25 protein-coding genes are annotated in these 24,796 nt (G+C 53.2%); 16 read left to right on the top strand and 9 right to left on the bottom strand.

Annotation, left to right across the window (positions count from 1 at the left end; genetic code table 11):
* Positions 1 to 31: 31 nt before the first annotated feature.
* Positions 32 to 385, top strand: coding sequence for a DsrE/DsrF/TusD sulfur relay family protein (locus QEN31_RS10655; protein ID WP_001179794.1), 354 nt, complete (start codon positions 32 to 34; stop codon positions 383 to 385).
* A gap of 79 nt (positions 386 to 464) precedes the next feature.
* On the opposite strand, the gene chaB is transcribed toward QEN31_RS10655, so the two are convergent.
* Positions 465 to 695 carry a putative cation transport regulator ChaB gene (gene chaB, locus QEN31_RS10650; RefSeq protein WP_001146392.1) on the bottom strand — a complete coding sequence of 77 codons (231 nt, stop codon included), beginning with the start codon at positions 693 to 695 and terminating at the stop codon, positions 465 to 467.
* Positions 696 to 961: 266 nt separating this feature from the next.
* Here chaB and chaA point away from each other — a divergent pair, with 266 nt between their 5' ends.
* Complete coding sequence (gene chaA, locus QEN31_RS10645) at positions 962 to 2,062, top strand: sodium-potassium/proton antiporter ChaA (RefSeq protein ID WP_000148418.1); 1,101 nt, start codon at positions 962 to 964, stop codon at positions 2,060 to 2,062.
* A gap of 53 nt (positions 2,063 to 2,115) precedes the next feature.
* On the opposite strand, the gene kdsA is transcribed toward chaA, so the two are convergent.
* From kdsA to hemA, 6 genes are read right to left on the bottom strand one after another with little or no spacing between them, the layout of a single operon-like run.
* Entirely contained in the window at positions 2,116 to 2,970 is an 855-nt protein-coding gene (gene kdsA / locus QEN31_RS10640; RefSeq protein WP_000811046.1) for a 3-deoxy-8-phosphooctulonate synthase, read from the bottom strand.
* A gap of 37 nt (positions 2,971 to 3,007) precedes the next feature.
* The gene (gene sirB1, locus QEN31_RS10635; protein ID WP_001257065.1) at positions 3,008 to 3,817 is read right to left on the bottom strand and encodes an invasion regulator SirB1; all 810 of its coding nucleotides are present in this window, start codon (positions 3,815 to 3,817) and stop codon (positions 3,008 to 3,010) included.
* 3 nt (positions 3,818 to 3,820) lie between these two features.
* Positions 3,821 to 4,210, bottom strand: a complete 390-nt coding sequence (gene sirB2, locus QEN31_RS10630; RefSeq protein ID WP_000150667.1) for an invasion regulator SirB2 — start codon at positions 4,208 to 4,210, stop codon at positions 3,821 to 3,823.
* On the bottom strand, positions 4,207 to 5,040 hold the full coding sequence (gene prmC, locus QEN31_RS10625; protein WP_000347310.1) for a peptide chain release factor N(5)-glutamine methyltransferase: 834 nt from the start codon (positions 5,038 to 5,040) through the stop codon (positions 4,207 to 4,209). The genes sirB2 and prmC overlap by 4 nt, the downstream gene beginning before the upstream one ends.
* Positions 5,040 to 6,122 carry a peptide chain release factor 1 gene (prfA, locus tag QEN31_RS10620; protein WP_000804703.1) on the bottom strand — a complete coding sequence of 361 codons (1,083 nt, stop codon included), beginning with the start codon at positions 6,120 to 6,122 and terminating at the stop codon, positions 5,040 to 5,042. The genes prmC and prfA overlap by 1 nt, the downstream gene beginning before the upstream one ends.
* A 40-nt stretch (positions 6,123 to 6,162) precedes the next feature.
* Complete coding sequence (gene hemA / locus QEN31_RS10615) at positions 6,163 to 7,419, bottom strand: glutamyl-tRNA reductase (protein ID WP_000173208.1); 1,257 nt, start codon at positions 7,417 to 7,419, stop codon at positions 6,163 to 6,165.
* A gap of 313 nt (positions 7,420 to 7,732) precedes the next feature.
* On the opposite strand from hemA, the gene lolB reads away from it, so the two are divergent.
* The 4 genes from lolB (at position 7,733) to dauA (ending at position 12,227) form a co-directional block, all read left to right on the top strand.
* Positions 7,733 to 8,356, top strand: coding sequence for a lipoprotein insertase outer membrane protein LolB (gene lolB / locus QEN31_RS10610; protein ID WP_000174484.1), 624 nt, complete (start codon positions 7,733 to 7,735; stop codon positions 8,354 to 8,356).
* Positions 8,353 to 9,204 (top strand): 4-(cytidine 5'-diphospho)-2-C-methyl-D-erythritol kinase, encoded by an 852-nt coding sequence (gene ispE / locus QEN31_RS10605; RefSeq protein WP_000988246.1) that lies wholly within the window; start codon positions 8,353 to 8,355, stop codon positions 9,202 to 9,204. The genes lolB and ispE overlap by 4 nt, the downstream gene beginning before the upstream one ends.
* 265 nt (positions 9,205 to 9,469) lie before the next feature.
* Complete coding sequence (gene prs, locus QEN31_RS10600; protein ID WP_001518537.1) at positions 9,470 to 10,417, top strand: ribose-phosphate diphosphokinase; 948 nt, start codon at positions 9,470 to 9,472, stop codon at positions 10,415 to 10,417.
* Positions 10,418 to 10,541: 124 nt separating this feature from the next.
* Positions 10,542 to 12,227 (top strand): C4-dicarboxylic acid transporter DauA, encoded by a 1,686-nt coding sequence (gene dauA / locus QEN31_RS10595; RefSeq protein WP_001037181.1) that lies wholly within the window; start codon positions 10,542 to 10,544, stop codon positions 12,225 to 12,227.
* Positions 12,228 to 12,271: 44 nt separating this feature from the next.
* Here the strand turns inward: dauA and ychH are convergent, their stop codons facing one another.
* A complete protein-coding gene (ychH, locus tag QEN31_RS10590; RefSeq protein ID WP_000823878.1) occupies positions 12,272 to 12,550 on the bottom strand; it encodes a stress-induced protein YchH in 279 nt (92 codons plus the stop codon).
* 275 nt (positions 12,551 to 12,825) lie between these two features.
* Here ychH and pth point away from each other — a divergent pair, with 275 nt between their 5' ends.
* Both pth and ychF read left to right on the top strand, forming a co-directional pair.
* A complete protein-coding gene (pth, locus tag QEN31_RS10585; protein ID WP_000985595.1) occupies positions 12,826 to 13,410 on the top strand; it encodes an aminoacyl-tRNA hydrolase in 585 nt (194 codons plus the stop codon).
* Between the two features lie 116 nt (positions 13,411 to 13,526).
* On the top strand, positions 13,527 to 14,618 hold the full coding sequence (ychF, locus tag QEN31_RS10580) for a redox-regulated ATPase YchF (RefSeq protein ID WP_000505850.1): 1,092 nt from the start codon (positions 13,527 to 13,529) through the stop codon (positions 14,616 to 14,618).
* Between the two features lie 158 nt (positions 14,619 to 14,776).
* On the opposite strand, the gene QEN31_RS10575 is transcribed toward ychF, so the two are convergent.
* A complete protein-coding gene (locus tag QEN31_RS10575; protein ID WP_000794388.1) occupies positions 14,777 to 16,042 on the bottom strand; it encodes a DUF4427 domain-containing protein in 1,266 nt (421 codons plus the stop codon).
* Positions 16,043 to 16,536: 494 nt separating this feature from the next.
* Between QEN31_RS10575 and hyaA the strand changes: the two genes are divergently transcribed.
* The 8 genes from hyaA (at position 16,537) to appB (ending at position 24,794) form a co-directional block, all read left to right on the top strand.
* Complete coding sequence (gene hyaA / locus QEN31_RS10570; protein WP_001058312.1) at positions 16,537 to 17,655, top strand: hydrogenase 1 small subunit; 1,119 nt, start codon at positions 16,537 to 16,539, stop codon at positions 17,653 to 17,655.
* Positions 17,652 to 19,445 (top strand): Ni/Fe-hydrogenase large subunit, encoded by a 1,794-nt coding sequence (hyaB, locus tag QEN31_RS10565; protein ID WP_000070978.1) that lies wholly within the window; start codon positions 17,652 to 17,654, stop codon positions 19,443 to 19,445. Before hyaA ends, hyaB begins: the two co-directional genes overlap by 4 nt.
* Positions 19,446 to 19,463: 18 nt before the next feature.
* Entirely contained in the window at positions 19,464 to 20,195 is a 732-nt protein-coding gene (hyaC, locus tag QEN31_RS10560; protein WP_000147036.1) for a Ni/Fe-hydrogenase b-type cytochrome subunit, read from the top strand.
* The gene (gene hyaD, locus QEN31_RS10555; protein WP_000993803.1) at positions 20,192 to 20,788 is read left to right on the top strand and encodes a hydrogenase 1 maturation protease; all 597 of its coding nucleotides are present in this window, start codon (positions 20,192 to 20,194) and stop codon (positions 20,786 to 20,788) included. Before hyaC ends, hyaD begins: the two co-directional genes overlap by 4 nt.
* Positions 20,778 to 21,182, top strand: a complete 405-nt coding sequence (gene hyaE, locus QEN31_RS10550; RefSeq protein ID WP_001262581.1) for a hydrogenase-1 operon protein HyaE — start codon at positions 20,778 to 20,780, stop codon at positions 21,180 to 21,182. Before hyaD ends, hyaE begins: the two co-directional genes overlap by 11 nt.
* Positions 21,179 to 22,027 carry a hydrogenase expression/formation protein gene (locus tag QEN31_RS10545; protein WP_000063377.1) on the top strand — a complete coding sequence of 283 codons (849 nt, stop codon included), beginning with the start codon at positions 21,179 to 21,181 and terminating at the stop codon, positions 22,025 to 22,027. Before hyaE ends, QEN31_RS10545 begins: the two co-directional genes overlap by 4 nt.
* Positions 22,028 to 22,101: 74 nt before the next feature.
* Entirely contained in the window at positions 22,102 to 23,646 is a 1,545-nt protein-coding gene (gene appC / locus QEN31_RS10540) for a cytochrome bd-II oxidase subunit 1 (RefSeq protein WP_000263610.1), read from the top strand.
* A gap of 11 nt (positions 23,647 to 23,657) precedes the next feature.
* Entirely contained in the window at positions 23,658 to 24,794 is a 1,137-nt protein-coding gene (appB, locus tag QEN31_RS10535; protein WP_000888114.1) for a cytochrome d ubiquinol oxidase subunit II, read from the top strand.
* Positions 24,795 to 24,796: the final 2 nt, after the last annotated feature.

The raw sequence follows: 24,796 nt of genomic DNA, 5'->3' as shown, positions 1-24,796 counted from the left end.
CGACAAAATTTCTCAAGGAGAAGGGTTATCCATGCAAAATATCGTCATTATCGCTAACGGCGCCGCCTACGGCAGCGAATCATTATTTAATAGCCTGCGTCTGGCCATTGCGCTGCGCGAGCAGGAAAGCCATCTCGATTTACGCCTGTTTTTGATGTCAGATGCCGTAACCGCAGGGTTACGCGGTCAAAAACCAGCCGAAGGCTACAATATTCAGCAAATGCTGGAAATTCTGACCGCGCAAAACGTACCGGTAAAATTATGCAAAACCTGTGCGGACGGACGTGGTATCACTCCCCTGCCGCTGATTGACGGTGTGGAAATCGGAACGCTGGTCGAGCTGGCGCAATGGACGCTGGCAGCGGACAAAGTGCTGACATTTTGAATCTGTACGCGGGAAAAGCTCCCGCGTCAGGATAGACTTCCGGCAAGAAAATCAGGCTAACACGCGAGTAATACCGCGTTTATTTTTTCTTATGCCATTTATCATCCTCGCCTTTTTCATAATCGTTTTTAACCGCCGCCCAGGCGACTTTGTGTGCGGTTTCCTCGCGGCTGGCGTCATCACGACGATCGGCTTTATCTTTATATTGCTCCCAGGCGCTATTAAACGCTTCTTTGTAAATGTCCTGGGCATGGGCTGGAAGAACATTCCGCACATTATCGGGTAAATCACTTTTGGCTTTATACGGCATCAGCGCCTCCGTCTTCAGGGAAAACATTAAGTGTGGTAAACAATGCGTTATTACGCCAGTCGAGGAGGATTTTTGCTTTTTACGGAAATTAACTTTTTGTTATTTAAACACTGTTAAAACAAGATGCTTGTTTTACTGACCTTGAAAGAAAAAAATCGTCTACGCCGTAAAACTACGTAAAAAACCACTAAAAAAATACAAATTTCTGCTATTTTTACCTTCTTTACTCTTTCCAAAATATTAACACCTGCACAAGGGAGACCCTCATGACACATGCCTGTGAGGCGGTGAAAACCCGCCATAAGGAGACTTCGCTTATTTTCCCGGTTCTTGCGCTGGTAGTGCTGTTCCTTTGGGGAAGCAGCCAGTCACTACCAGTGGTTATTGGCATCAATATCCTTGCACTTATTGGTATTTTAAGCAGCGCATTTAGCGTGGTCCGTCATGCCGATGTATTAGCGCATCGACTCGGCGAACCCTATGGATCGCTTATTTTAAGCCTGTCCGTCGTTATTCTTGAGGTGAGTTTAATTTCCGCGCTGATGGCTACCGGCGATGCTGCGCCAACGCTTATGCGCGATACGCTCTACTCTATTATTATGATTGTCACCGGGGGACTGGTCGGTTTCTCGTTGTTGTTGGGCGGGCGTAAATTCGCAACGCAATATATGAATTTATTTGGGATTAAGCAGTATCTTATCGCGCTGTTTCCGCTAGCGATTATTGTGCTGGTTTTTCCAATGGCATTGCCGCAAGCCAATTTCTCTACCGGTCAGGCATTATTGGTCGCGTTAATTTCCGCCGCGATGTACGGCGTATTTTTGTTGATTCAAACCAAAACGCACCAGAGCTTATTTATCTATGAACATGAAGATGAAGGCGATGATGACAATCCACACCACGGTAAACCCTCCGCGCACAGTAGCGGCTGGCATACGGTCTGGTTACTCATTCATTTAATTGCGGTCATTGCCGTTACCAAAATGAATGCCAGCCCGCTGGAGGCGTTGCTGACCAGCATGAACGCCCCGGTCGCCTTTACCGGTTTCCTGGTCGCGCTGTTAATTCTCTCGCCGGAAGGACTGGGCGCGCTGAAGGCGGTACTGAATAATCAGGTTCAGCGGGCAATGAATCTGTTCTTCGGATCGGTGTTGGCGACGATTTCATTAACCGTGCCGGTCGTCACGCTCATCGCCTGGGCGACAGGTAATGATCTGGTGTTTGGTTTAGGCGCGCCGGAAATGGTAGTGATGGTGGCCTCGTTAGTGCTGTGCCATATTTCGTTCTCTACCGGACGCACCAACGTGCTAAACGGCGCGGCGCATCTGGCTTTATTTGCCGCCTATCTGATGACGATTTTTGCCTGATATAAAAAAGCCGGATAGTATCTTATCCGGCCTACACAAGCTAAAAACCGCAATCAGTTCTCGGTATCCAGCTCGTCGAAGCTTTTCACCAAATCATCAATCGCTTTTATCTGGGTCAGGAACTGCTCCAGTTTCGCCAGCGGCAGCGCGGAAGGACCGTCGCACTTCGCGTTAGCCGGGTCCGGATGCGACTCCAGGAACAGGCCCGCCAGACCGACAGCCATACCGGCGCGCGCCAGCTCGGTCACCTGACCACGACGACCGCCAGAGGCGGCGCCAAATGGGTCGCGGCATTGCAGCGCGTGGGTGACGTCGAAAATCACTGGCGAGTTGCCGGAGACCTTTTTCATCACGCTAAAGCCCAGCATATCCACCACCAGGTTGTCATAGCCGAAGTTCGCGCCGCGGTCGCACAGAATCACCTTATCGTTACCGCCCTCATGGAACTTATCCACAATATTGCCCATCTGACCCGGGCTTACGAACTGCGGCTTTTTCACGTTAATCACAGCGCCGGTTTTCGCCATCGCTTCCACCAGGTCGGTCTGGCGCGCCAGAAACGCCGGGAGCTGAATCACGTCAACCACATCAGCAACAGGCTGCGCCTGGCTGGCTTCATGGACGTCAGTGATCACTTTTACGCCAAATGTCTGCTTGAGTTCCTGGAAGATTTTCATCCCTTCTTCCAGACCCGGCCCACGGTAAGAGTGAATAGAGGAACGGTTGGCTTTATCAAAAGAGGCCTTGAACACGTAAGGAATACCCAGCTTCTGGGTAACGGTTACGTAGTGCTCACAAATGCGCATTGCCAGATCGCGTGACTCCAGCACGTTCATACCGCCAAACAGCACAAACGGCAGGTCATTTGCCACCTTAATGTCGCCAATGTTAACCACTTTTTGTTTCATAGGATCGCCTTACACTTATAGGTAAAATGTCGGTTAATTAATGTAGAACAATTTGCTTGTGCGCAATGGTGTTGATCTGCGCACGAATCATTTCGCTGATCGGGTCTTCCGGACACTGTTCAACGAAGTAGCTTAAATCAGTCAGCGCAACGTGTTCACACTCAAGCTGCGCGTAGATCAACCCGCGGTCACGGATTTCGTAAGGATCTTCCGGGTTAAATTGCAACAATGCTTCGCTAACGCGCAGCGCCAGCTCCATTTGCCGTTCCTCCATCAGCGAGGATTTCAGCGTATCCAGTAGCTTACGAATCACTTCGGCGTTATCCGCTTCGTCCAAATCTTCATTAAACAACTCGGCGACCGGACTAATATTGCCTTTTAACCAGACTTCCAGAGTATGTTCATCAAGCGTTTCACCGTTGAACGGGTTAATCAGCCACATTTCCCCTTCCAGCGATTCAATACGCAAAATCAACTGCGTTGGGAAGATAACGGGCACCAACGGCAAATCAAGACGGTTTGCTATCCATAATAAAATAGCGCCCAACGATACCGCGCTCCCCTGGCGTTTTTTCAGGACTTTATCGAGCCATAAAGCATCAGAAAGACGGTAGACGCCGCGGGAATCCGTGAACCCCCACTCGCCGTAAAAAAGTGCCAGCAATTTTTCCAGTTGCTCATCCTGAGACAGGAGCTGGCTAATTTCTTCCTGCGCCAGACTGACCAGACGTTCCAGTTCGTCGTAGACAAACTGCGTGGGAAAATCCAGGCGAATCATCTCTGATGCCAGGATCATGCCATCACACAGCGGCGCATTGTTAAATTCGAAATCAGCTAACGACCTCATGACTTACCCCAGTAACGGTATTTTTGTGGTGGCGAGTTTAATGATGATGTACAGCACCACCAGCGCCAGCGGGAAAGCGATAAAACGCGCCTGCTGGCTGCGCGCCTGACGATAATCAAGCGCAATAAAACCCAAAACGATGTAGATGATAACGCCAAACAGTTTTTCAGTCAGCCATGAGCCCGACTCCGTGAATGGCAGGATGTGCGTTTTAACGATTAACCCAATACCGCTAAGCAGTAACAGGGTATCTATGACGGGAGGCACGATTCGTGTCCAGCGCGCGGCGGCCAACGCATGGCCGCAATAGCGCCACCAGTAACGAGCGACAAACAAACTGACGGAGAGCGCAACACAGATAAGATGAAGCGTGAGCAACATTGCAATTGTCATGGCGTAAAACGTCCGCAGGTCACGCGTTCATTACCACCATAATCACGACACGTTTCTACATCCGAGTAACCAGACCGCCTGAAAACCGCTCTTACCGCTTCGCCCTGCTGCCAACCGTGTTCCAGCAGCAGGAAGCCGCCGGGCGTTAACATCTGGCGGGCGTTATCGATAATATGCGTAAGATCCGCCATACCGTTTTCGTCCGCCACCAACGCTGAGCGCGGTTCAAAGCGTACATCGCCTTCGCTAAGGTGCGGGTCCTGCGCGTCAATGTAGGGCGGATTGCTGACAATCATGTCGAACTGCTGCCCCGATAGCGCGCTGAACCAACAACTTTGCAGTATACGCACATTCCGGATAGCCAAATGTTCCGCGTTGCGTATCGCCAGCGCAACCGCATCAGGCATACGATCGACCGCAGTCACCTCGCAATCCGGTCGCTCGCAGGCCAGCGCCAGCGCAATCGCGCCGGTTCCGGTGCCTAAATCCAGAATACGACAGGTTTTTACCGGCAATCGCGCCAACGCCTGTTCCACCAGACATTCGGTATCCGGGCGCGGGATTAGCGTGGCGGGAGAAACGAAGAGCGGCAGCGACCAGAATTCGCGTAAGCCCGTCAGGTACGCAATAGGTTCGCCCTGTTTACGCCGCTGCAGCAGGTCCGCGAGCTGTTGTTGCTGGACGTCGGTAAGCGGCGTTTCGCCAAAGGCCATGATATACGTCCGCCCCTTGCCCGTAACGTACTCTAGCAGGATCTCGGCGTCGCGCCGGGGGCTGTCGCTGTCCCGGAGCTGGTTTACCGCCTCATGCAGCCAGTGCTGAAAATCCATTATTCCTGCTCGGATAAGGCGGCTAACAGGTCAGCCTGGTGTTCCTGAACAATCGGCTCAATCAGCATATCCAGCTTACCTTCCATCGTTTCATCAAGGCGATATAACGTCAGATTAATACGATGATCGGTCACGCGCCCCTGCGGGAAATTATAGGTCCGGTTACGATCGCTGCGATCGCCGCTGCCAAGCAGATTGCGTCGCGTTGACGCCTCGGCCTGCTGGCGTTTTGCCGTTTCGGCGGCGTGAATGCGCGCCCCGAGCACCGAGAGCGCTTTCGCTTTGTTTTTATGCTGCGAACGCTCGTCCTGGCATTCCACCACGATGCCGGTCGGCAAGTGGGTAATACGGATAGCGGAGTCGGTGGTGTTAACGTGCTGACCGCCCGCGCCGGAAGAACGAAACGTATCAATGCGCAGATCCGCCGGGTTAATATCCGGCAGCTCGGCTTCCGGCAGCTCCGGCATCACGGCGACGGTACAGGCGGAGGTATGGATACGCCCCTGCGACTCGGTCGCCGGAACACGCTGTACGCGGTGTCCGCCGGACTCAAATTTCAGTCGGCCATACACGCCGTCGCCGCTGATTTTGGCGATGATCTCTTTATAACCGCCATGCTCGCCTTCGCTCATGCTCATGATCTCCACGCGCCAGCGGCGCGCTTCGGCATAACGACTGTACATGCGGAACAGATCGCCGGCAAACAGCGCGGCTTCGTCGCCGCCGGTACCGGCGCGAACCTCAAGGAACGCGTTTCGTTCATCGTCCGGATCTTTCGGCAGCAGCAGTACCTGTAACTGTTGCTCCAGTTGTTCGCTTTTTTCTTTCGCTTCGCGCAGTTCTTCCTGCGCCATTTCTCGCATTTCAGGATCGTCGAGCATCATCTGAGCCGTCTCGATATCGTCCTGAACCTGTTGCCAGTCCGTAAAACAGCGAGAAACGTCGCTTAATTGCGCATATTCGCGCGACAATGCGCGAAAGCGGTCCTGGTCGGCGATAATTCCCGCATCGCCCAGCAACGCCTGAACTTCCTCATGGCGTTCGTGCAGGGCTTCCAGTTTGGCAACGATAGAAGGCTTCATAGGCGTAAATTCACCCTGTAAAAAAGTGTGGTGTGTGCTGCTACTCCAGCCCGAGGCTGTCGCGCAGAATATTCAGGCGTTCGTCATCCCCGTCACGGGCAGCCTGTTGAAGTGATTTCGTTGGCGCATGAATCAGGCGGTTGGTCAGTTTCCATGCCAGATCCTGCAAGATGGCTTGCGCATCACCGCCCTGTTGAAGGGCCGACAGCGCTTTGGTAGTCAGTTCGTCACGAATCTGCTCCGACTGACTACGGTATTCCCGAATGGTCTCGCTGGCCCCCTGGGCGCGTAGCCAGGCCATAAACTCGCTGGCTTCCTGCTCAACAATCGTTTCCGCTTCTACTGCCGCAGCCTGACGCTGCGCCAGATTATGCGAAATGATGCTCTGTAAATCATCGACGCTATAAAGATAAGCGTTCGCCAGTTTGCCGACTTCCGGTTCAACGTCGCGCGGTACGGCAATATCCACCAGCAGCATCGGCTGGTTGCGACGGCTTTTTAATGCGCGCTCCACCATGCCTTTACCGATAATCGGCAGCGGGCTGGCGGTCGAACTGATAATAATATCGGCATCCTGCAAACGGGCGTCGATATCGCTGAGCGAGATAACCTCAGCGCCTACCTCATCCGCCAGGGCTTGCGCGCGCTCGCGGGTTCGGTTGGCGATAATCATCTTTTGTACTTTATGCTCGCGCAGGTGACGCGCCACCAGTTCAATGGTTTCGCCCGCGCCAACTAACAGTACGGTGACCGTCGAGAGCGATTCAAAGATTTGGCGGGCGAGCGTACAGGCGGCAAACGCGACGGAGACGGCGCTAGCGCCGATATCGGTTTCAGTCCGCACTCGCTTAGCGACGGAAAAAGACTTCTGAAACATTCGCTCCAGCGCGCTGGCGTTAAGGTGGCCTTTTTGCGAATCCGCAAACGCTTTTTTCACCTGACCGAGGATTTGCGGTTCGCCCAGCACCAGTGAATCCAGACCGCTGGCGACGCGCATCAGGTGGCTGACGGCGTCATTGTCCTGATGCCAGTACAGACTGTTGCGCAGATCGTCCTCGTTCAGGTTATGGTAATCGCATAACCAGCGGATCAGCGCTTCTTGCAGGTTATCCTGCTCTTCCACGCTCAGATACAGCTCTGTACGGTTACAGGTTGACAGCACGACCCCGCCCTGCACCATTGGCTGCGCAAGCAGGCTGTCCAGCGCCTGATCAAGCGTGTCCGGCGAAAACGTTACGCGTTCTCGCAGCGATACAGGTGCCGTTTTATGGTTAATACCGAGCGCTAAAAGGGTCATGTCTGCGGGAGTAGTACCAGCGTTGATATGGTTAGTCTGCTTGCATCATACAGGATGCGCGTGGTCAATAAAAGAGAGAGCCCCCTTTTGGAGTAATTGGCAGCGCTCGCTAATTTGATGATTTAAGACAACTTGAAAGTAGACGATGTCACCAGGCGGCGCTAGCATTAAAGGCTATAACTGTAACCGATAGCAAAAATTTGCCGAATCGCGGCGCGAACGTTTTTACAGCCTGCAGGTTCAGTTTTCAGGCCTGATAAGCGTAACGCCATCAGGCAATTATTGCACCGTATCACAAGGATTCGTCATCACTATGACCCTGCCCGATTTTCGCCTGATTCGTCTACTGCCGTTAGCAAGCCTGGTTCTCACCGCCTGTACGCTTCCTGGGCATAAAGGCCCGGGCAAGAGCCCGGATTCCCCTCAGTGGCGCCAGCATCAGCAAGAGGTGCGTCATCTGAATCAATACCAGACGCGCGGCGCCTTTGCTTACATCTCAGATGATCAGAAAGTCTATGCGCGTTTCTTCTGGCAACAGACCGGACAGGATCGCTATCGCCTGCTGCTCACCAATCCGCTGGGCAGCACCGAGCTGGAGCTTAACGCCCAGCCGGGCAACGTTCAGTTGGTGGATAACAAAGGCCAGCGTTATACCGCCGATGACGCCGAAGAGATGATCGGCAAACTCACCGGGATGCCGATTCCGTTAAACAGCCTGCGGCAGTGGATCCTCGGTCTGCCTGGCGATGCCACCGACTACAAACTGGACGACCAGTATCGCCTGAGCGAAGTGAACTATCGCCAGGATGGTAAAAACTGGAAAGTGGTTTACGGTGGCTATGACAGCAAAACGCAGCCTGCCATGCCTGCCAATATGGAGCTTTCAGACGGCAGTCAGCGCATTAAGCTGAAAATGGATAACTGGATTGTGAAATGATGACCCATTGGCCTTCTCCGGCAAAATTAAATCTGTTTTTATATATCACCGGACAGCGAGCAGACGGCTACCACACGCTGCAGACGCTGTTTCAGTTTCTGGATTATGGCGACACACTCCACATCGAACCGCGTCACGATGGCGAAATCCATTTATTAACGCCGGTTAACGGCGTTGAAAATGAAGACAATCTGATCGTCCGTGCCGCGCGGCTGTTGATGAAAGTCGCCTCGGAGAGTGGGCGCCTGCCCGCCGGAAGCGGTGCGGATATCAGCATTGAGAAGCGCCTTCCCATGGGCGGCGGTCTGGGCGGCGGCTCATCTAACGCCGCGACCGTTCTGGTGGCGCTCAATCATCTTTGGCAATGCGGGCTTTCCATTGATGAACTGGCGACGCTCGGCCTGACGCTCGGCGCCGACGTCCCGGTCTTTGTTCGTGGCCACGCCGCGTTTGCCGAAGGCGTAGGCGAAATATTAACGCCGGTGAATCCGCCGGAAAAATGGTATCTGGTCGCGCACCCTGGCGTAAGCATTCCCACACCGGTTATCTTTAAAGATCCTCAATTGCCGCGTAATACGCCAAAAAGGTCAATAGATACGTTACTAAAATGTGAATTCAGCAATGATTGCGAGGTTATCGCAAGAAAACGTTTTCGCGAGGTTGATGCGGCGCTTTCCTGGCTGTTAGAATACGCGCCGTCGCGCCTGACTGGGACAGGGGCCTGTGTCTTTGCTGAATTCGATACAGAGTCTTGTGCTCGCCAGGTGCTTGAGCAAGCCCCGGAATGGCTCAATGCTTTTGTGGCGAAGGGTGTCAACCTCTCCCCATTGCATCGAGAGTTACTCTAACGCATTCGGGTTTCAGGAAGATGGCGAAATGACGAGTCGCCGGTCATATATGCCGTATTTGACCGGTGTGAGGCATCGATACCAGCGCACATGAAACGTGAATGAAGACGAGTAAGCCGGGCAAGCTGAGCTTCGGTGACAACGTCACCTTGTTCCAGACGTTGCATCGCGCTCTTTAATACACCGCCTGGATAGGATTTTGCCTGGCCCGCACAGTTTTCGGCAGATTCTTTCCACCAATGGACGCATGCCTGAGGTTCTTCTCGTGCCTGATATGAAGCTTTTTGCTGGTAACGCTACCCCGGAACTAGCACAACGTATTGCCAACCGCCTGTACACTTCTCTCGGCGACGCCGCCGTAGGTCGCTTTAGCGACGGCGAAGTCAGCGTACAAATCAACGAAAATGTACGCGGTGGTGATATTTTCATCATCCAGTCCACTTGTGCCCCAACCAACGACAACCTGATGGAATTGGTCGTTATGGTTGATGCCCTGCGTCGTGCTTCCGCAGGTCGTATCACCGCCGTTATCCCCTACTTTGGCTATGCACGTCAGGACCGTCGCGTACGTTCCGCCCGTGTGCCGATTACCGCAAAAGTTGTCGCTGACTTCCTGTCCAGCGTCGGCGTTGACCGCGTTCTCACCGTAGATCTGCATGCTGAACAGATCCAGGGCTTCTTTGACGTTCCGGTTGATAACGTGTTCGGTAGCCCAATCCTGCTCGAAGATATGCTGCAACTGAATCTGGATAACCCGATCGTGGTTTCCCCGGATATTGGCGGCGTGGTTCGTGCCCGCGCTATCGCTAAGCTGCTGAACGATACCGATATGGCTATCATTGATAAACGTCGTCCGCGCGCGAACGTTTCTCAGGTGATGCACATCATCGGCGACGTCGCTGGCCGTGACTGCGTGCTGGTTGATGATATGATCGATACCGGCGGTACTCTGTGCAAAGCAGCAGAAGCATTGAAAGAACGTGGCGCTAAACGCGTGTTTGCCTACGCGACGCACCCGATCTTCTCAGGCAATGCGGCAAACAACCTGCGCAACTCCGTCATTGATGAAGTCGTTGTCTGCGACACCATTCCGCTGACCGACGAAATCAAAGCGCTGCCGAACGTGCGTACCTTGACCCTGTCAGGTATGCTGGCCGAAGCGATTCGCCGTATCAGCAACGAAGAATCGATTTCCGCCATGTTCGAGCATTGATCGAACCCGGATCTGAAACCCGCTGCGGCGGGTTTTTTTGTCTGTAACACCCTTTTGTATGACTTATGCCTCCTTCACCTGCCATTTAGTTGACAGATGATGCGCTCATGGATGAAACATTATTGTGAACAAATTATTTTCCTCACATGTGATGCCTTTCCGCGCTCTCATCGATGCTTGCTGGAAAGAAAAATATACCGCCTCCCGGTTCACCCGTGATGTGATAGCCGGGATCACCGTCGGGATTATTGCTATCCCGCTGGCGATGGCGCTGGCAATTGGCAGTGGCGTTGCGCCGCAGTATGGCCTCTATACCTCCGCTGTCGCCGGGATCGTGATCGCGCTAACCGGCGGCTCGCGCTTTAGCGTTTCCGGCCCTACCGCCGCGTTTGTGGTGATTTTGTATCCGGTATCGCAACAGTTTGGTCTGGCGGGCCTACTGGTCGCCACGCTGATGTCGGGCTTCTTCCTGATCCTTTTCGGCCTGGCGAGACTGGGGCGATTGATTGAATATATCCCGGTGTCGGTCACGTTGGGTTTTACCTCAGGGATTGGTATTACCATCGGTACCATGCAGATTAAAGATTTTCTTGGTCTGCAGATGGCCCATGTGCCAGAGCACTATTTGCAGAAAGTCGGCGCGCTGTTTATGGCGTTGCCCACCGTCAATATTGGCGATGCCGCCATTGGCGTGGTAACGCTGGGAACGTTGATTTTCTGGCCGCGTCTCGGTATTCGTCTGCCAGGACATCTTCCCGCGCTGCTGGCTGGTTGCGCCGTGATGGGGATCGTTAATCTGCTGGGCGGCAATGTGGCGACTATCGGCTCACAGTTCCATTATGTTCTGGCTGACGGCACTCAGGGCAACGGCATCCCGCAGCTCCTGCCGCAACTGATGCTGCCGTGGAGTCTTCCTGGCTCCGATTTCACGCTAAGCTGGGATTCACTGCGCGCGCTGCTGCCAGCGGCCTTCTCGATGGCAATGCTGGGGGCAATCGAATCATTGCTCTGCGCCGTCGTGCTGGACGGCATGACCGGCACCAAACATAAAGCTAACAGCGAACTTATCGGCCAGGGGCTGGGGAATATGGTCGCGCCGTTCTTTGGCGGCATCACCGCCACCGCCGCGATTGCCCGCTCTGCCGCCAACGTCCGCGCTGGCGCGACCTCTCCCATCTCGGCGGTAATTCACGCTATCCTGGTCATTCTGGCGCTACTGGTCTTGGCCCCGCTACTCTCCTGGCTGCCGCTTTCCGCGATGGCGGCGCTACTGCTGATGGTGGCATGGAATATGAGTGAAGCCCATAAAGTGGTGGATCTGTTACGCCATGCGCCGAAAGACGACATTATCGTTATGCTGCTGTGCATGTCATTAACGGTTCTGTTTGATATGGTCATCGCCATCAGCGTGGGGATTGTCCTTGCTTCCCTGCTGTTTATGCGCCGTATTGCGCGTATGACTAGACTTGCGCCGGTCAATGTCGATGTGCCTGATGATGTGCTGGTGCTGCGTGTTATCGGTCCGCTCTTTTTCGCCGCGGCGGAAGGGCTGTTTACCGACCTTGAGTCACGTATTAAGGGCAAACGTATCGTCGTTCTGAAATGGGACGCAGTACCAGTGCTGGATGCAGGCGGGCTTGATGCTTTTCAGCGTTTTGTGAAGCGTCTGCCGGAAGGTTGCGAATTGCGTATCAGTAACCTGGAGTTCCAACCGCTGCGCACAATGGCGCGTGCCGGTATCAAACCTATTCCTGGGCGTCTGACCTTCTTCCCGAACAGGACGGAGGCGTTAGCGGATTTACTCAGTTAATGGACAATGCCCGGTGGCGATAACGCTTACCGGGCCTGAACCGGTTAGCTATGACGACGATTGTCGTTACGGCGGCAACGTTTGTCATAGTGACGTACCCACCAATATTTGTCGCTCACCTGCTCATGCCCCCCTACACGAGCCCCCGCCAGCCAAAGAACTGCACCGACAAAAATGCTCAGTATTGCGCCATGCGCAAAAAATTGCGGCAAATTAAACTGCGGCAGTTGGTTTAAAATAGAGTAACCCACGCCGACAACCATCACGACCAGCCCCAACCCCATCAGCACGTTACCGAATAACGAAGCGTTTTTGCGTTTCATATGTCACCTCCGGAACTTTTGGGTTGTTTTTAGGAAATCCCCCTAAACTTTATGTGTAAAGTATAGACAACACTTTCGTTTGTAAGTGCGGGTGCGATCACAAATGTAAAGTTTCATTTAACAAAACTTTACAAATAACACACTGAACAGTTTACATTTTTAATAATCAATGCTGGCAATTATTTAATTTACTTCAGAGTGTCGCTGTGTTTTGTCAAGCGGGCAGACAGACAGTAAACTACGCGCCAGTTATGGATCTACTCAGGACAAAAAACGTGGCAATTAAATTGATTGTTGGTCTGGCGAATCCCGGTGCGGAATATGCCGCGACGCGACACAATGCAGGCGCATGGTACGTCGATTTACTGGCGGAGCGCCTGCGCGCGCCGTTGCGTGAAGAGCCTAAATTCTTTGGCTATACCTCACGCATCACGCTGGAAGGGGAAGATGTTCGCCTGCTGGTACCCACCACGTTCATGAACCTCAGTGGTAAAGCAGTTGGCGCAATGGCCAGTTTTTACCGTATTCAGCCGGACGAAATTTTGGTCGCTCACGACGAGCTGGATCTCCCTCCGGGCGTCGCGAAATTTAAACTTGGCGGCGGCCACGGCGGCCACAATGGTCTGAAAGACATCATCAGCAAGCTGGGCAATAATCCCAACTTTCACCGATTACGCGTTGGAATTGGTCATCCAGGCGATAAAAATAAAGTTGTTGGTTTCGTGCTGGGTAAACCCCCTGTTTCTGAACAAAAATTAATTGATGAGGCCATTGACGAAGCGGCACGCTGTACGGAATTGTGGTTCAAAGAGGGTCTGGCCAAAGCAACAAGCCGTTTGCATACCTTTAAGGCGCAATAACCAGTGATGTGCGGCATTTTTGCCGCACGCCGTGTATAATAGGCGAAGTTATTTCCATTTCTGCAATCTGTTTTCTATAACAGGTTGATTATTAAGATATTAAGGTGAGTTAAATCATGGGATTCAAATGCGGTATCGTCGGTCTGCCCAACGTCGGGAAATCCACCCTGTTCAACGCGCTGACAAAAGCCGGTATTGAAGCGGCAAACTTTCCGTTCTGCACTATCGAACCGAATACCGGTGTCGTGCCGATGCCCGATCCGCGTCTGGACCAGTTGGCTGAGATTGTTAAACCGCAACGCATTCTACCAACCACGATGGAGTTCGTGGATATCGCCGGTCTGGTAAAAGGCGCGTCCAAAGGCGAAGGGTTGGGTAACCAGTTCCTGACCAATATCCGTGAAACTGAAGCTATCGGTCACGTGGTTCGCTGCTTTGAGAACGACAATATCATCCATGTGGCGGGTAAAGTAAACCCGGCAGAAGATATTGATGTTATCAATACCGAACTGGCGCTGGCTGACCTCGATACCTGCGAGCGCGCTATCCATCGCGTACAGAAGAAAGCCAAAGGCGGCGATAAAGACGCCAAAGCGGAACTGGCCGCGCTGGAAAAATGCCTGCCGCACCTGGCCGAAGCGGGGATGCTGCGTTCGCTGGACCTGACGGACGAAGATAAAGCGGCTATCCGTTATTTAAGCTTCCTGACGCTGAAGCCGACAATGTATATCGCTAACGTCAATGAAGACGGTTTTGAAAATAACCCGTATCTGGACCAGGTTCGCGAAATCGCCGCCAAAGAAGGTTCGGTCGTGGTTCCGGTGTGTGCCGCCGTCGAAGCTGATATTGCTGAGCTGGATGATGACGAGCGCGACGAATTTATGGCTGAACTGGGTCTGGAAGAGCCGGGGCTGAACCGCGTTATTCGCGCTGGTTATCGCCTGCTGAACCTCCAGACCTACTTCACCGCCGGGGTGAAAGAGGTTCGCGCATGGACTATTCCGGTTGGCGCAACCGCGCCGCAGGCAGCAGGTAAAATCCATACCGACTTCGAAAAAGGCTTTATCCGCGCCCAAACTATCGCTTTTGACGACTTTATTACCTATAAAGGTGAACAAGGCGCGAAAGAAGCCGGTAAGATGCGAGCGGAAGGCAAAGATTATATCGTTAAAGATGGCGATATAATGAACTTCCTGTTCAACGTCTAAATAAAATTTGTTGTCTCGTGAGGTTTTGCTGAATCTCATAAGAGGCAAAGAAAGTCATAAAATCCACGCAGCCGCGTGGATTTTTTATTTCATAATATCTCAACTCATACTGACAGGCTCAATTAACGCAGAGCTAACAGGGTAAGTTCTTTTCTTAATTACCAGTCGACATTCACTGTATGGTTATAAAAAGGATGCTGATCCTTTAGCGGCGTCTCATAACTTGGGATCGCATCATAATCATCTTTTCCCCGAACGGAATACCTTCCCGCTTCGATATCAAAACGATGTTTGAGCCATCCCGCAACATGACTTGCGAAAGCCTCTTTTCTTCTTAATGGCCAATCGACAGAAGCCAAATTAACATCTAATAAGTACCGCCCTTCTTTATTAACCTTGATCATTCCAGCCTGCAGTAACGCCCGTACCACCTGGGATTGGTTATCATGAATCCAGACCCAGGCATTTCCAAATTCCATTGCATAACTATCATTTAAAAAATCTTTTTTTGAATATAATTCACTTACATAATCATTGATAGAGTCAGCATAATTTTTTACTTTAGATGCAGATAAATCAAAAAAAGATTCAAATTCGAAAGTATTGTCATTAATACAGGACAGTAACGCACCCGGTTCCGAGAGCTGGGTCCATGATTGTAAACTCTCTACAGCTATAATGAATTTGAAAGTATTTCTTCCAATGACACCCCGGTCAATTAAAGTTAAAATATCGTGAGCTACGGTAGGGATATCTTCTGCAAACGGGACGATTATCCCCGCACCACTTATTTCGCTTGATCTAAAATCAAATCCTGGGGTACTTTCAATGTTTTCCGGAATACCATACTCTTTAATATGATTAAGGAAATTATTAATATCGCCACGATATGGCCATCGCCATTCACGTTCATGTGTCCAGTCAATCTTACCTGGAACATAAGTAACATATCTATATTGTTCAATCAAAGGAAGAGCCGTTTCATCAAGAATACGTTCCCCGTTTCTGCCTTGCGAGCATCGAGCATTGTTATGCTGATCCAACCCATATATGACTGGCCTTGCCCCATAATTAAACATTTGCTCTTTAGGTAAAACGATTGCATATAAACCGATTTTTTCATTTCGTTCTAATCGGCGAACACCAGTCTCTAAATAAGCTGCAATCGGCATATCTGTAAAGCATACCACCGGGGAGTCACCATATACGGTTCGTTGCCCATTTCGGTATGACCAGGACGAGAAAATTTTATGACTGCGTAAAGATAATCGAAGTAAATATTTAGCATCAATGAAACATGCGTGGTGCTGATTATTAAAACCACAGTGCTCAGGCAAATAAATATGGCTACCGGTCTCTAAATTAACGTCCCGAAAAAAATGAATCAAATAATCGGATAAGTCAAATCTGATGTTATTTTTCATGGGACGCCCTCTTTCAAACAGTCTCTTTTTTGCATTCCTTTAAAACCAGCATCACTATTTTATATAAAAATCATCACGAAGTATGCTTCTTTTAACGATGACCTCAAATCCTCCCCCCTTTTGCATCAACTTACGCATCCCTGAAATGGCGAGAACAGGCTAAATCTACCCGAGGTCACTCGCTAAAAACCTCATCCTGGAACAAGCTCAACCGCCCTTCCCCGCTACGGCCCTTTCGCCGAAAAACCGATAATGGGTATAAATATACCGCTATAAGCTATACCCACACACTTCACATTGTTTCTTATCGTTAATCCGATACGCTTTTTTCACATTATTTCTGGCGGTATACGCCGGTGCAAAGTGAATCGGGCTCGTTTCCGCGCTCGCGCGTAACACAATGATTTACCTTGCTGGCGGAACGTCAACGGACCCGCAAAAGCGCCTTATGCCCCTGGCGGAGCGTGGTGCAAAAAGGAGAAAAAATACGCGTTATGAATAACGAGGAGACCTTTTATCAAGCCATGCGTCGTAAGGGAGTGACCCGACGCAGCTTTCTCAAATTCTGTAGCCTTGCCGCCACATCGCTGGGACTGGGCGCCGGAATGACGCCAAAGATCGCCTGGGCGCTGGAGAATAAACCGCGAATTCCGGTGGTCTGGATTCATGGACTGGAATGCACCTGCTGTACCGAATCCTTTATCCGTTCCTCGCACCCGCTAGCCAAAGATGTGATCCTCTCGCTGATTTCCCTTGATTATGACGACACCCTGATGGCCGCCGCCGGCGCACAGGCCGAAGAAGTCTTTGACGATATTACCACTCGCTACGCCGGGAAATACATTCTGGCGGTGGAAGGCAATCCGCCGTTAGGAGAGCAAGGAATGTTCTGTATCAGCGGCGGCCGCCCGTTTATTGAAAAACTGAAGAAAGCCGCCGCGGGCGCCAGCGCTATTATCGCCTGGGGAAACTGCGCCTCCTGGGGTTGCGTCCAGGCCGCCCGCCCCAATCCGACCCAGGCAACGCCTATCGATAAAGTGATCACCGACAAGCCGATCGTGAAAGTCCCTGGATGTCCGCCAATCCCGGATGTCATGAGCGCCATTATCACCTATATGGTGACGTTTGATCGTCTGCCGGAACTCGATCGCATGGGCCGTCCACTGATGTTCTATGGTCAGCGTATCCACGATAAATGCTACCGCCGCGCCCATTTTGACGCCGGTGAATTTGTCGAGAGCTGGGATGATGACGCCGCCCGCAAGGGATACTGCCTGTACAAGATGGGCTGTAAAGGGCCAACCACCTATAACGCCTGCTCCTCCACACGCTGGAATGACGGCGTCTCCTTTCCTATCCAGTCCGGTCACGGATGTCTGGGATGCTCAGAAAATGGTTTCTGGGATCGCGGCTCGTTTTATAGCCGCGTGGTGGATATTCCCCAGATGGGTACCCATTCAACCGCCGATACGGTGGGGCTGACCGCGCTGGGCGTGGTCGCGGCGGGCGTTGGCGGTCACGCTGTCGCCAGCGCGCTCAACCAACGTAAACGCCACAAACAACAGTTAGCGCAAGCCGAACAACAGCCGGACAATGAGGATAAACAGGCATGAGTAACCAGTATCAAACCCAGGGTTATACCGTTAACGACGCCGGCCGTCGTCTGATCGTGGACCCGATTACCCGCATCGAAGGGCATATGCGCTGCGAAGTGAACATTGATGAGCAAAACGTCATTACCAATGCCGTTTCCTGCGGCACAATGTTCCGCGGGCTGGAGATCATTCTGCAAGGCCGTGACCCGCGTGACGCCTGGGCGTTTGTTGAACGTATTTGTGGTGTATGTACCGGGGTACATGCTCTGGCATCGGTGTACGCTATCGAAGATGCGATTGGTATCCAGGTGCCGGATAACGCCAATATTATACGTAACATCATGCTGGCTACGTTGTGGTGTCACGATCATCTGGTCCATTTTTATCAGTTAGCCGGTATGGACTGGATTGATGTTCTGAATGCGCTGAAAGCCGATCCGCGCGCCACCTCGCAGTTGGCGCAAAGCCTTTCCGCCTGGCCGATGTCATCGCCGGGCTACTTCTTTGACGTACAAAATCGATTAAAGAAATTTGTCGATGGCGGTCAGCTTGGGATATTCCGTAACGGCTATTGGGGACATCCACAGTACAAATTGTCGCCAGAGGCTAATCTGATGGGCTTTGCCCACTATCTTGAAGCCCTCGACTTCCAGCGCGAGATCGTCAAAATCCATACCATATTTGGCGGTAAGAACCCCCATCCTAACTGGATCGTTGGCGGGATGCCGTGCGCGATCAATCTCGATCAAAGCGGCGCGGTCGGGGCTATCAATATGGAGCGCCTCAACCTGGTGCAGTCGATCATCACCCGCACCGCCGACTTTATTAACAACGTGATGGTTCCGGACGCGCTGGCTATCGGCCAGTTCAATAAAGCATGGAGTCAAATTGGCACCGGTCTGTCGGATAAATGCGTGCTGAGCTACGGCGCATTTCCGGACATTGCCAACGACTTCAGCCAGCAAAGCCTGTTAATGCCGGGCGGCGCGGTGATCAATGGCGATTTTAAAAATGTTATGCCGGTAGATTTGGCCGATCCGCAGCAGATACAGGAGTTTGTGGATCACGCCTGGTACCGCTATCCGGACGATCGGCTGGGCCGTCATCCTTTTGACGGCATTACCGATCCCTGGTACAACCCGGGTGATGTCAAAGGCAGCGATACGCATATCCAGCAGCTCAACGAGCAGGAACGCTACTCCTGGATTAAAGCGCCGCGCTGGCGGGGTCATGCCATGGAAGTCGGCCCGCTTGCCCGAACGCTTATCGCGTATCACAAAGGGGATGCCGCCACCATAGAGTCGGTAGATCGCATGATGTCTGCCCTTAAACTGCCGCTCTCCGGTATCCAGTCTACGCTTGGCCGTATTTTATGCCGCGCGCACGAAGCGCAATGGGCCGTCGGTAAGCTGCAGTATTTTTTCGACAGGCTTATGACCAACCTGAAAAACGGCGACCTGGCCACCGCCAATACCGAGAAATGGGAACCGGCCAGTTGGCCGCAGCACTGCCGCGGCATCGGTTTTACCGAAGCGCCTCGTGGAGCGTTGGGACACTGGGCGTCAATCCGCGATCAGAAGATTGAACTCTATCAGTGCGTGGTCCCCACCACCTGGAACGCCAGCCCGCGCGATCCTAAAAAACAGATCGGCGCCTATGAAGCGGCATTGATGGGAACGCAAATGGCGATTCCCGACCAACCGTTAGAAATCCTGAGGACGCTGCACAGCTTCGACCCCTGCCTCGCCTGTTCAACCCACGTGCTCGGCGACGACGGCAGCGAACTGATTGCCGTCCAGGTACGCTAAGCGTTAAGGAAAAGAACGATGACTGGAAAGCTATCTCCACGCGTCGGGGAGGCGCGTGATACTGCCGTCAGCCACTATGTGTTTGAAGCGCCGGTACGCCTGTGGCACTGGCTAACGGTGGCCTGCATGTTGGTACTGATGGTAACAGGCTACTTCATTGGCCGGCCCTTGCCGTCGGTGAGTGGCGAGGCGACCTATCTGTTTTACATGGGCTATATCCGGCTGATCCACTTTGCCGCCGCGATGATCTTTACCGTGTTACTGCTGGGGCGAATTTATTGGGCCTGTGTCGGCAACCGCTATTCACGAGAGCTGTTTATTGTCCCGGTCTGGCGTCGTAGTTGGTGGCAAGGCGCTTTCACCGTGGTCCGCTGGTATCTGTTTCTGGAGAAAAAACCGGGGAGCGACATCGGACATAACCCTGTCGCGCAGGCCGCGATGTTCGGCTATTTCCTGTTGTCGGTATTTATGATCCTCACCGGTTTCGCTCTGTTTGGCGAGCATAGCCAGTACGCCATCTTTGCGCCGTTCCGCTATGTGGTTGAATTTTTCTACTGGACCGGCGGCAACTCCATCGATATTCACAGTTGGCACCGACTGGGCATGTGGCTGATCGCCGCCTTCATCGTCGGGCACGTTTACCTCGCTATCCGGGAAGACATTATGTCCGACGATACGGTGATCTCCACCATGATCAATGGCTATCGCAGCCATAAATTCCCCAAACCGCACGACAAGGAGCCCTCATGAATGCGCAACGCGTAGTGGTGATGGGGTTAGGAAACCTGCTGTGGGCCGATGAAGGATTCGGTATCCGGGTCGCGGAGCGTTTGTATGCCCGATATCACTGGCCTGAAGAGGTAGAAATTGTGGACGGCGGTACGCAAGGGCTAAACCTGTTAGGTTATGTTGAGCAAGCCAGCCATCTCCTGCTCCTTGACGCGATCGATTACGGCCTGGCGCCGGGCAGCCTGCGAACCTATGCCGGCGAGAAAATCCCCGCGTATCTCAGCGCCAAAAAAATGAGCCTGCATCAAAACAGTTTTTCCGAAGTTCTGGCGCTGGCCGACATCCGCGGGCATCTGCCCTGTCACATTGCGCTGGTCGGCCTGCAACCGGCGCTACTGGACGACTACGGCGGTAGCCTGAGCGAAATAGCTCGCAGCCAGCTACCGGCGGCAGAACAGGCCGCCCTGGCGCAACTGGCCGCCTGGGGGATCGTGCCGCAGGCAAATGAGGTCGCACGCTGCCTGAACTATAAATGCCTGTCGATGGAAAATTATGAGGGAGTGCGCATACGTCAGTATCAGACACGTCTGGAGGGCAAAAGAAGTGGCGAATGACACCCCGTTCTCTGCGCTATGGCAACGCCTGTTAACCCGTGGATGGCAACCGGTAGAGGCTTCTACGGTAGACGACTGGATCAAACGGGTTGGAGATGGCGTCATCCTGTTAAGTAGCGATCCGCGGCGTACGCCGGAAGTCAGCGATAACCCGGTGATGATTGCCGAACTCCTGCGTGAGTTCCCGCAGTTTGACTGGCAGGTGGCGGTGGCCGACCTTGAACAAAGCGAAGCTATCGGCGATCGCTTTAATGTACGTCGGTTTCCGGCGACGTTGGTTTTTACAGACGGCAAGCTACGCGGCGCGCTCAGCGGCATTCATCCCTGGGCTGAACTGCTCACGCTGATGCGTTCGATAGTTGACACTCCCGCAGCGCAGGAGACAGTACAATGAGCAACGCCTTTTTTCATCTGCTGGGGCCAGGTACGCAGCCTGATGACGCCAGTTTCTCGATGAATCCCTTACCGCTCACCTGTCAGGTCAATGGCGACCCAAGTATGGCGGCGCTGGAGCGCTGCGCTCACAGCCCGGCGGTGATGGCATTGTTGACCGATCTGCGAGGTCAGCTTGCCCGGCGCATCCCGGAAGTCGGCGACGTGCTGGGATGGGAGTTATCTCCCCTGAATGCCGATGATCTCTCATTCCTCAATACGCTATTGGGCGAAGGCGAAGTCTCGGTACGCATTCAGCATCCGGACGGGAGTGAAAGCGAGATCCAGGAGACCATCTTCTGCGGCCTGTGGCGGGTACGCCATCTGCATAACCGACGTCTGCTGACGGATCGTCTGGAAGCGGGTAGCGCGCCCCTGACATTATGGCAAGCGGCGACTGCCGATACGCTGCCTGACGACTCTCTGCTGCCTCCGCCTGTCGCTGGCCTGATGAATGGACTGCCGCTGGCCCATGAATTATTGGCGCACGTACGCGATCCGGCGTTGCAACCACACAGCATCAATTTGACCCAACTGCCGCTCAGCGAGGCCGATCGTCTTTTTCTGGCGCGTTTATGCGGACACGGGAACATCCAGATTCGCATCTCCGGGTATGGCGAAAGCCAAATCAACGCCACAGCATTGCGCCATCTCTGGCATGTGCGCTGTCTGGACGCCCTTAAAGGGCCGTTGCTCGATAGCTATGAGATTTGTCCTTTGCCGGAGCTGGTACTGGCGGCCCCGGAAGATCTGGCCGATTCGCGCCAGCGCCTGGATGAAGTCTGCCGATGGCTGGAGACGCGCTAGCGCTCTCAACAGGAACGTCACCGGAGTCCGGTACTGATTAGCTTTTTACTCTCTTTCTGCCTACAGGAGTTAGCATGTGGGATGTCATTGACTTATCGCGCTGGCAGTTTGCGCTGACCGCGCTGTATCACTTTTTATTTGTTCCTCTTACGCTTGGGCTGATTTTTTTGCTGGCCGTCATGGAGACGATCTATGTGGTGACGGGGAAAACCGTCTACCGCGATATGACGCGTTTCTGGGGCAAGCTCTTCGGGATCAATTTTGCTCTCGGTGTGGCTACCGGCCTGACCATGGAGTTTCAGTTCGGGACTAACTGGTCGCTCTATTCCAACTATGTGGGCGATATCTTCGGCGCGCCGCTGGCGATGGAAGCGTTACTGGCCTTTTTTCTCGAATCCACTTTTGTCGGTCTGTTCTTTTTCGGCTGGCAGCGGCTGAATAAATACCAACACCTGCTGGTCACCTGGCTGGTGGCCTTCGGCTCCAATATTTCAGCATTATGGATTCTGAATGCCAATGGCTGGATGCAGTATCCTACCGGCGCTCATTTCAACATCGATACGTTACGGATGGAAATGAGCAGCTTCAGCGATCTGGTCTTTAACCCGGTGAGCCAGGTGAAATTCGTCCATACCGTCATGTCCGGTTATGTCACCGGCGCCATGTTTATTATGTCCATCAGCGCCTGGTATCTGCTACGTGGCCGCGAGCGTGAGGTGGCCTTGCGCTCGTTTGCTATCGGCTCAGTATTCGGCACCCTGGCCATTCTGGGAACCCTGCAACTGGGGGACAGTTCGGCCTACGAAGTCGCCCAAATTCAGCCGGTGAAACTGGCGGCGATGGAAGGCGAATGGCAAACCGAACCCGCGCCCGCGCCGTTTCATCTGATTGCCTGGCCGCAGCAGGAACAGGAGCGTAATGCATTTGCCGTGAAGATCCCTGCTCTGCTGGGTATTCTGGCCACCCATTCGCTGGATACACCGGTTCCGGGGTTAAAAAACCTGATGGACGACGCTCTGCCGCGCCTGAAGCGTGGCCGGGAGGCCTGGTTACTCATGAAGGAGATAGCGCAAGGCAATCGCTCGCCGCAGGTACTGAATGCGTTTCACGCCGTTGAGGGCGATCTGGGGTACGGCATTCTGCTGGCGAAATATGCCCCGGATATGAACCATGTGACGCCGGAGCAGTATCGTGCGGCCCAGCGTGGCGCTATTCCTCAGGTGGCGCCGGTGTTCTGGAGTTTCCGTATTATGGTCGGCTGCGGTTCGCTGCTGTTAGTGGTGATGTTGATTGCGTTGATACAGACGCTGCGAATGCGTATCGACCAGCATCGCTGGGTATTGCGTATGACGCTGTGGAGCCTGCCGTTACCGTGGATTGCCATTGAAGCCGGTTGGTTTATGACGGAGTTTGGCCGTCAGCCCTGGGCGATTCAGGACATTCTGCCGACCTGGTACGCTCACTCCGCGCTGACGCCGGGCCAGCTGGCCTTCTCAATGGGACTTATCCTCGGACTTTACACCCTGTTTTTAATCGCGGAAGTCTATCTGATGCAGAAGTACGCGCGTCTTGGGCCGAGCGCCATGCAACATCAACAACAAGCGCAACAACAGGGATAAAGGAGACAATCATGTTGGATTATGAAACGTTGCGGTTCATTTGGTGGCTGCTGATCGGCGTCATCCTGGTGGCATTTATGGTAACTGACGGGTTTGATATGGGTGTCGGTTGCCTGCTCCCGCTGATAGCGCGCAACGATGACGAACGCCGGGTATTGATCAATAGCGTGGGCGCCCACTGGGAAGGAAACCAGGTATGGTTGATTCTCGCGGGCGGGGCATTATTCGCCGCCTGGCCACGGGTCTATGCCGCCGCGTTTTCCGGTTTTTATGTGGCGATGATCCTGGTGCTGTGTGCCCTCTTCTTTCGCCCGCTGGCCTTTGATTATCGGGGAAAAATCGCCAATGCCCGCTGGCGCGCGCTGTGGGATACCGGTCTGGTTATCGGCAGCCTGGTTCCCCCAGTCGTATTCGGCATCGCGTTCGGCAACCTGTTTTTAGGCGTGCCGTTTGCCTTCACGCCGCAGCTTCATGTTGACTATTTTGGCACCTTCTGGCAGTTACTCTCGCCCTTTGCCCTACTGTGTGGATTATTGAGTCTGTCGTTGGTGATTATGCAAGGAGGCGTCTGGTTACAGTTGAAAACGGAGGGCGTTATTCGTCAACGGGCTCTGTCGGCCACCCGCTACAGCGCGCTGCTGATCGTGATCTGCTTCCTGCTGGCCGGTTACTGGCTGTGGGCCGGCGTTGATGGCTTTGTCTTGCTCACGCAGGATGCCAACGGCCCTTCCAATCCGCTCTTAAAAGGCGTGGCGATACTCCCTGGCGCATGGATGAACCACTTTATACGCTCGCCGCTACTGCTCATCATCCCGTTGCTCGGTATGATCCTGCCGATTCTGGCTTTCTATGCCTGCCTTCGCGGTCAGACTATTCGTGGATTTCTGTTCGCTTCCCTGACCCAGGCCTGCGTCATCTTTACCGCCGGCATAACGCTATTTCCTTTTGTGATGCCGTCGAGTGTTAGTCCTCTCTCCAGCCTGACGGTGTGGGACAGCACCTCCAGCCAGATGACGCTCGAAATCATGCTGGTGATTGTGCTGATTTTTCTGCCGATCGTACTGCTCTATACGCTATGGAGCTATTACAAAATGTTGGGGCGTATCAACCTGGGGACCCTCCGCCGCAACGATCATGAACTTTATTAGGG

The sequence above is a fragment of the Salmonella sp. SA15303 genome, from assembly GCF_029962125.1.
GTDB lineage: Bacteria > Pseudomonadota > Gammaproteobacteria > Enterobacterales > Enterobacteriaceae > Salmonella > Salmonella enterica.
This window is presented reverse-complemented; position numbering and strand designations above follow the sequence as displayed.

Coding starts and splice junctions, on each gene's coding strand:
- QEN31_RS10655 (WP_001179794.1), top strand. CDS start 32: ATGCAAAATATCGTCATTATCGCTAACGGCGCCGCCTACGGCAGCGAA.
- chaB (WP_001146392.1), bottom strand. CDS start 695: ATGCCGTATAAAGCCAAAAGTGATTTACCCGATAATGTGCGGAATGTT.
- chaA (WP_000148418.1), top strand. CDS start 962: ATGACACATGCCTGTGAGGCGGTGAAAACCCGCCATAAGGAGACTTCG.
- kdsA (WP_000811046.1), bottom strand. CDS start 2,970: ATGAAACAAAAAGTGGTTAACATTGGCGACATTAAGGTGGCAAATGAC.
- sirB1 (WP_001257065.1), bottom strand. CDS start 3,817: ATGAGGTCGTTAGCTGATTTCGAATTTAACAATGCGCCGCTGTGTGAT.
- sirB2 (WP_000150667.1), bottom strand. CDS start 4,210: ATGACAATTGCAATGTTGCTCACGCTTCATCTTATCTGTGTTGCGCTC.
- prmC (WP_000347310.1), bottom strand. CDS start 5,040: ATGGATTTTCAGCACTGGCTGCATGAGGCGGTAAACCAGCTCCGGGAC.
- prfA (WP_000804703.1), bottom strand. CDS start 6,122: ATGAAGCCTTCTATCGTTGCCAAACTGGAAGCCCTGCACGAACGCCAT.
- hemA (WP_000173208.1), bottom strand. CDS start 7,419: ATGACCCTTTTAGCGCTCGGTATTAACCATAAAACGGCACCTGTATCG.
- lolB (WP_000174484.1), top strand. CDS start 7,733: ATGACCCTGCCCGATTTTCGCCTGATTCGTCTACTGCCGTTAGCAAGC.
- ispE (WP_000988246.1), top strand. CDS start 8,353: ATGATGACCCATTGGCCTTCTCCGGCAAAATTAAATCTGTTTTTATAT.
- ychH (WP_000823878.1), bottom strand. CDS start 12,550: ATGAAACGCAAAAACGCTTCGTTATTCGGTAACGTGCTGATGGGGTTG.
- ychF (WP_000505850.1), top strand. CDS start 13,527: ATGGGATTCAAATGCGGTATCGTCGGTCTGCCCAACGTCGGGAAATCC.
- QEN31_RS10575 (WP_000794388.1), bottom strand. CDS start 16,042: ATGAAAAATAACATCAGATTTGACTTATCCGATTATTTGATTCATTTT.
- hyaA (WP_001058312.1), top strand. CDS start 16,537: ATGAATAACGAGGAGACCTTTTATCAAGCCATGCGTCGTAAGGGAGTG.
- hyaB (WP_000070978.1), top strand. CDS start 17,652: ATGAGTAACCAGTATCAAACCCAGGGTTATACCGTTAACGACGCCGGC.
- hyaC (WP_000147036.1), top strand. CDS start 19,464: ATGACTGGAAAGCTATCTCCACGCGTCGGGGAGGCGCGTGATACTGCC.
- hyaD (WP_000993803.1), top strand. CDS start 20,192: ATGAATGCGCAACGCGTAGTGGTGATGGGGTTAGGAAACCTGCTGTGG.
- QEN31_RS10545 (WP_000063377.1), top strand. CDS start 21,179: ATGAGCAACGCCTTTTTTCATCTGCTGGGGCCAGGTACGCAGCCTGAT.
- appC (WP_000263610.1), top strand. CDS start 22,102: ATGTGGGATGTCATTGACTTATCGCGCTGGCAGTTTGCGCTGACCGCG.
- appB (WP_000888114.1), top strand. CDS start 23,658: ATGTTGGATTATGAAACGTTGCGGTTCATTTGGTGGCTGCTGATCGGC.